Origin of the sequence: Neobacillus drentensis (assembly GCF_036966985.1) — a bacterium.
GTDB classification, from domain to species: Bacteria; Bacillota; Bacilli; order Bacillales; family Cytobacillaceae; genus Neobacillus; species Neobacillus drentensis_E.
Genome location: NZ_JBALSN010000635.1, coordinates 1 through 6,051 on the forward strand (window position 1 = coordinate 1; position 6,051 = coordinate 6,051).

The following is a 6,051-nucleotide window of genomic DNA, read 5'->3' on the forward strand; positions in this document are numbered from 1 at the left end:
TCGAACTACCAGTGATTATCATGTTACTAACAAGTGTTGGAGTGCTGAACCCCTTTAGATTGCAAAAGATTCGAAAATACGCTTACTTTGTCCTAATTTTAATCGCGATCTTCGTCACCCCGCCGGATTTTCTATCAGACATTTTGGTAGTCATCCCTCTGATTTTCCTCTATGAATGCAGCGTCCTATTATCGAGGGTCGTTTATCGGCGAAAACAACAATTGAATCTAGCTGCGTAAAATGAACAAAAAGTCTTAGACAATGTGCTAAGACTTCTTTTTTACGAACCTGTCCCTCATCTTTACCTATATAAATATCAATATAAGTCAAAAAGAAAAGATGTAAACTAGACATCTGGTCCGTTTACATCTTTTAATAGATTCATAGAAAGTTTAAATCTTCAATCCGTGGCGCTCAAATGCTGCTGCTTCAAGAACAGACATTCCATTACGCTCAGCAAACGCAACCAGCTTGTCAGAAACTTGTGGTGCAAATTGCTTTGAAGGAGCAGCGTAGGACATTTCTCTTGCACGTGCCGCGTTGTGGCGCTGGAAAGGACCCCAGATGGCAAAGGTTTTGCCCGGGCTTTGAATATTGACAAAAAGCGTGTTACCGTCAGGCGAGAAGGTAGGGCCTGTCATTTCAGATCCATTGAGACGATTGTAGGCAAAAGGATAGATTTTGCCTTCAGGTGTAATTCCCATAAGTCGGTCGTCACCTGCTCCATCTTCTACGAACCATAGGTCGCCCCATGGAGTCATGGCAATATTATCTGGAGACTCCATGTCTTTTGCATCTGTTGCTTCATAGAAAAGCTCCAAGGTGTTAGTGTGTGGAATATAGCGGTAAATGCGTCCAAGATTTTTTTCTCCAGCCGAGCTGTCATCAAACCAAAAGACACCAGCTTGGAAGAACGCTCCCTCTAACTTTTTGAATTCAATACAGCCTTTTGCCTTGGCATCCTCGCGGCATAAATGAGGATCTAGTTCCTTCCAGACAATCTTAAATGTTTGTCCTGTTTTAAAGGTACTTGCCGATGGGCCAGCTACCTCTTCAATTGCCGCCGCATAAAGCTTGCCGCCTTTTTGAAGAGCACCTGGCTGTTGGGTGGTGTCATTTGGGATAAAACGGTAGAAATAACTTGGGGATGCATCCTCAGTTAAGTAAACGTATCCTGTCGCTGGATCAATCGCACAGGCTTCGTGAGAAAAGCGGCCCATATCCTTAATTGGGGTTCTCGACATTTCGTTCTCCGGCTGCTGCGGATCCACTTCGAATACATATCCATGTGTCGCAGTTCGTGTTTCTTCACAAGTCAGCCAGGTACCCCAAGGTGTCGCTCCTCCGGCACAATTTCGAATGGTACCTGAAGAGGTTACATATTCTTTAATGACATTTCGATTTGGCCCTACAACTAGAGCAGTTGTACCCCCTGCAGATGCGGCATCATATGGCTTGGTGCCAATCACCGGATTTGCTGCACCATTGCTTAATTCATGATTACGAACAAGAATGGTCGTATTGTTAGGTCCTTCAAAAGCTGCCATTCCATCAAAGGCGCCAGGGATTTTTCCGCCATTTGTCAGTTGACCGCCCTCTTCAGAGATAATTTTGTAATGGAAACCTTTGGGGAGATCGAGAATTCCATTCGGATCCAGTACCAAAGGACCATACCCGCCAAAACCGCTCGTTGGATTATTAGTCGTATCCGCAAATGCTTTTGAACCCAGTGCTAGCACTCCTGTTGATCCAAGGGTAAGGGCGAGCGTACTCATTCCACCCACTTTTAAGAAATTGCGTCGATTCATGCCATTATTAGATACTTGATTTTCCATAAAATCAATATTCCTCCTCATTTATGCTTTGTCTAACTATTTTTAGTTTAACTAGCAATCTTTAAGGATTAATGGATATTATGTAAGAATTAAGTAAATAAGATTAAAGAATTGTAATAATACTCCGCAGGAGCTAAATAAACGGACTTTAATAAATAGTGCTAGATTGTTGATTTCCTCTACTAATGTGTCCCTCTGACATCTAATATAGTGTTGGTTACATTCTTTTTCACAAATGATGAATTGTTGATTTTTTCTTGCAATTTTTCATAATATAGGTCCTGGTCGATAGGCAATCCTACCGTTTCGTTTAACCAGGAGGATAAATAGATGGCATTTGAAATCTCGAGTGCTTTCACGCCCTCTTCACCTGGTGAAAGTAAGGGTGAATTCTTAACAATTGCATCAATCCAGTTTTGAATAATGGCTGCATGATTGGCGTTATCACTTTTCACAGGAATTTCAACTTTTTGGAAATCTGGCTGGCCGAATCCGCCTTTATAGGAAGAATTAAACTCACGCTCAGATTGTGTTAATTGGTAAAAAACAAGTTCCTCATTTTCGACAACTATTTTTCCACGGTCTCCAACAATCTCATAGCGATTTGTACCTGGTGCTTCTCCAGTCGAAGCAATAATGACACCTGTCGCTCCATTTTCATATTCCAAAAATGCAGTGACGTCATCCTCCACTTCAATATCATGATACTTTCCAGAACTGCTCATTGAACGAATGCGCTTTGGCATATACCCAGTTGTCCATTGCAAAACATCTATTTGGTGAAGTGCCTGATTTAATAAAACACCTCCGCCTTCTCCGTTCCATGTGGCTCTCCATTTACTCGAATCATAATAGCTTTGTGGGCGATATATATCAGTAATAATCCAATTAATCCTTTTTAATTCCCCTAGTTGGCCTGATTGAATAAGGTCTCGAATTTTTTGATAAAGCGGATTTGCCCTTTGATTATACATAATGCCGAACATTTTCCCAGAAGTTTTCGCTGCAGCATTCATTTCCAGTACATTTTTTGAATAAACGCCAGCTGGCTTTTCGATAAGGACATGAATCCCTTTTGCAAAGGCCCTTTTGGCTAATTCTGGATGACTGTAATGTGGTGTTGCAATCAGTACAGCATCGATTCCCGATTCATTGAAAAAGGCCTCTTCCTCCTTGAAAATTTTTACATCTCCATTTGTATTACCTTTAACCCATGCTATTCGGCTTTCATTACTGCTGCAAACCGCCGTTAACACCGCTCCTTTAATTTGGCCGCTTGTCAACATTTGAACATGTAAACTCCCCATATTTCCTATCCCGATTACACCAACTTTAACTAAACTCATCTAAATCCCTCATCGATTTTTGACGTATTGTTTAACCGATTATATAAAAAAAAATTTGGATATTTTCATTAATTTTGTGAACAGTGAATTCACTAATTAACCACATTGTGATACACTTGTATCATATAATGGTTAATTTCATAATAATGAGCGTTTAAATCATTTGTCAATAGATAACACACTTTTGATACTTTCAGCTGTTAGTATAAAATGAATAAAAAGGTGGAGGAGTACATACCCATGAACAACGATAAACAAGAACAAACTAAAATATCTAATGTTCAGGTGATCTCTCGTGCGGCTAAAATCTTGAGGGCTCTTAGGGTTCATCCAAAAGGAATGAGCTTATCGCAAATTGCCAAAGAGGTGGGCATGGCCCGGTCTACGGTTCAAAGAATTGTTATGACACTTGAACAGGAGAGGTTTGTGGCGGCAGCTTCTATTAATGGCGGTTACCGGCTTGGACCTGAGATCGCCATGCTGGCTTCAGCTGTTCATAGTGATTTAAGAGAAGAAATCAGACCATTTTTAGTAAAACTTTCGCAGCAAGTCAATGAAACGGTAGATTTATCCGTTTTGGATAACGGGAAGGTCCTTTTTGTCCATCAAATTATCGCTCCACATCCGTTACAGGCAACTTCCCAACCCGGTGCATCTTTCCCTTTACATTGCACGGCAAACGGAAAAGCCATTCTTGCCTCCATTCCTATAGATGATGCGGCGAAACTGTTACCAGAGCACCTGCAACATTATACTGTTCATACCATAACGAGTCGGGATGAATTGTTAAAGGAGTTGGAAGTTGTTCGTAAAAAAGGAGTTGCATTTGCAAGGGAGGAGCACATTGAAGGGATTTGTGCCGTAGGTGCGTCTATTAAGGACGTTATGGGGAATTTAAGTGCTGTTTCGATTCCGCTCCCATCTACCCGCTTTTATGGCAATGAAGAAAAGCTAGCGGCTGCCCTACTCGAAACTTGTAAGACTATCAATCATTACTTTAAGAACAAAAAATAGTGACTGTCACCTTTCTACATATAAAATTTTTTTATTTGAAACTATAATTTTATATCATTTTATTTTTTTCTATTATTGAATTATCATTGGTATGAGCAAATGAAAGATTACTTTTTTAAATTCTAGAGTGCGGATTTCATCATGCTAAATCATCCTAGAGGTTAAACATAGCTTATATATCTTTAGCCAAGTCTGTAGGACAGAAATGATTTTCAAAAATAGGAGGAATTTTTTATGTGGATAATCACTCTTTATTTAGATTCAAATATTTCTATGTTTGAATATGAAACTGAAGATGCAGCAAGAGAGGCTCTTAAATATATGAAGGGTAGTAAAATTTTATCCGAAGTTGTATACTTCAATGATCCTTGTTTCCAGCAGGAAGCAGCTTAAAATATTTAAAATAGGACAAGTTGTTAGTTGTCAATTGACCTACTAACGACTTGTCCTTTTTTTATCTGTTTTCTATACCACCATGCCTTCTTCCGGAATAAATGCCTGCCTTCCTAATTGATTGTTCTACAGCGTACTGAAAGCCATAAATAATGATTGCTAAGAATACACAAATAAAATACCAAGTAGCATGTTTCATCTTTATAAACTTGACAATTCCGAATTTTCTTCCTATGTAAGGTAAAGGAAAAGCATTAATGACATCCAATACCATATTTGTAAGTAAGTACTTGGGGAAATTCCCAAATGTTAATTTAAAAATCCAAAGTGTTGCTACAAAATAAGGACCCAATATATATGTGAAATCGATAGGACCAGGAGAGATAGGATTTTTCGTGATCCACCATTTTTTCCTATAACAAATTAGATTAAATACGCTCAAAACTAAATTGACAAAACTTGCTACAGGTAAAAACCTAAAAAAACTCCTTTTTCCCATAAAAGGAACGGTAAGCCACGGAAGGATTAATGTGGCTAAAGAGAATGCGACTTTCGTTTTATACTTAACCATCGAGTTCCACCCTTAAAAAAATATTTTACAGTAATAATTTCCATGAATATATAATTTATCCCAACCAACCAAAATATACATAATTTAATACTTTTCCACTTGACTTGTGTTTACTAGATTCGTTTTTTCTTAATATTCCATACTAACGAATCAACCCCAGTGGAGAAATGAGCGATTGGATTAACTTGAGAAAGTTCAAAATGAAATGGAGAAAAAAGAGTATTCTCGACTATCTGTATTTCTGCTTTTTGCAAAGGCCAAGGCAGATGGTGTATTTCACCGCAATAAACGTTGACTCCATCATTCGAACTATAGAGGCAATACCGCTCAGTGAGCCAATGATCTAGTGTCCCTTCCTTTGGAAAATAAACCTCCGATACCGGAACGTAAATCCCCTTAAATGATATAGGAGTATTAAATTTACCATTCCGACTGGTATGAAAATGAAAGGATTGTCCTTCTTTTTGAAAAGAAATTTGTGCCGAATAATAGGGTAAATGAAACCATCTTTTTGCAATCTTTAATGAAGCCCAATTCTCAACATCAATAGATAAAAAATAAATACCGGGTTTTCCATCACATGTAACATATGTCCTAACATTTATTTCTGGAAATTTGGGTGTCAGGGAAATAGAGGATAATCCACGAGGATAGATTCCCTCTAAAACAAATACAATGACACCTAACCATGCAGAGCCATTAAAAGTATCAATTTGTAAAGAAGAAGGAATATGCGGCCGTAGTATTTTAAGTGGAATTGGCCAATGTAAAAATAATATATTTCTCCAAGTTTGCCGCATAATCCAGTATTTTGATGGTAATGGCCAAGTTCGATGACCAATATCATTCATTATATTCATCCAATAATCCCCCTGTTTTTATATGTATATAG

The 6,051-nt window shown here is 38.4% G+C and carries 7 protein-coding genes; 3 read left to right on the forward strand and 4 right to left on the reverse strand.

Features of this window, described 5'->3' with window-relative positions:
- Positions 1-239, forward strand: a 239-nt coding sequence (locus V7659_RS29500; protein ID WP_335543596.1) for a twin-arginine translocase subunit TatC, incomplete at its 5' end; no start/stop codon positions are given.
- 153 nt (positions 240-392) lie between these two features.
- Here the strand turns inward: V7659_RS29500 and V7659_RS29505 are convergent.
- Both V7659_RS29505 and V7659_RS29510 read right to left on the reverse strand, forming a co-directional pair.
- On the reverse strand, positions 393-1,835 hold the full coding sequence (locus V7659_RS29505; protein ID WP_335543597.1) for an alkaline phosphatase PhoX: 1,443 nt from the start codon (positions 1,833-1,835) through the stop codon (positions 393-395).
- A gap of 182 nt (positions 1,836-2,017) precedes the next feature.
- Positions 2,018-3,181 carry a Gfo/Idh/MocA family protein gene (locus V7659_RS29510; RefSeq protein WP_335543598.1) on the reverse strand — a complete coding sequence of 388 codons (1,164 nt, stop codon included), beginning with the start codon at positions 3,179-3,181 and terminating at the stop codon, positions 2,018-2,020.
- A gap of 240 nt (positions 3,182-3,421) precedes the next feature.
- Between V7659_RS29510 and V7659_RS29515 the strand changes: the two genes are divergently transcribed.
- Positions 3,422-4,195 (forward strand): IclR family transcriptional regulator, encoded by a 774-nt coding sequence (locus tag V7659_RS29515; RefSeq protein WP_335543599.1) that lies wholly within the window; start codon positions 3,422-3,424, stop codon positions 4,193-4,195.
- A 234-nt stretch (positions 4,196-4,429) separates the two neighbouring features.
- Positions 4,430-4,588 carry a hypothetical protein gene (locus V7659_RS29520; protein ID WP_335543600.1) on the forward strand — a complete coding sequence of 53 codons (159 nt, stop codon included), beginning with the start codon at positions 4,430-4,432 and terminating at the stop codon, positions 4,586-4,588.
- Positions 4,589-4,649: 61 nt separating this feature from the next.
- Here the strand turns inward: V7659_RS29520 and V7659_RS29525 are convergent, their stop codons facing one another.
- Positions 4,650-5,159, reverse strand: a complete 510-nt coding sequence (locus V7659_RS29525; protein ID WP_335543601.1) for a hypothetical protein — start codon at positions 5,157-5,159, stop codon at positions 4,650-4,652.
- A 113-nt stretch (positions 5,160-5,272) separates the two neighbouring features.
- The gene (locus V7659_RS29530) at positions 5,273-6,019 is read right to left on the reverse strand and encodes a YqjF family protein (RefSeq protein ID WP_335543602.1); all 747 of its coding nucleotides are present in this window, start codon (positions 6,017-6,019) and stop codon (positions 5,273-5,275) included.
- Between the last annotated feature and the right edge of the window lie 32 nt (positions 6,020-6,051).

What these genes read in the sequence shown, in the direction of transcription:
- V7659_RS29505 (WP_335543597.1), bottom strand. Translation starts at nt 1,835, where the DNA reads ATGGAAAATCAAGTATCTAATAATGGCATGAATCGACGCAATTTCTTA.
- V7659_RS29510 (WP_335543598.1), bottom strand. Translation starts at nt 3,181, where the DNA reads ATGAGTTTAGTTAAAGTTGGTGTAATCGGGATAGGAAATATGGGGAGT.
- V7659_RS29515 (WP_335543599.1), top strand. Translation starts at nt 3,422, where the DNA reads ATGAACAACGATAAACAAGAACAAACTAAAATATCTAATGTTCAGGTG.
- V7659_RS29520 (WP_335543600.1), top strand. Translation starts at nt 4,430, where the DNA reads ATGTGGATAATCACTCTTTATTTAGATTCAAATATTTCTATGTTTGAA.
- V7659_RS29525 (WP_335543601.1), bottom strand. Translation starts at nt 5,159, where the DNA reads ATGGTTAAGTATAAAACGAAAGTCGCATTCTCTTTAGCCACATTAATC.
- V7659_RS29530 (WP_335543602.1), bottom strand. Translation starts at nt 6,019, where the DNA reads ATGAATATAATGAATGATATTGGTCATCGAACTTGGCCATTACCATCA.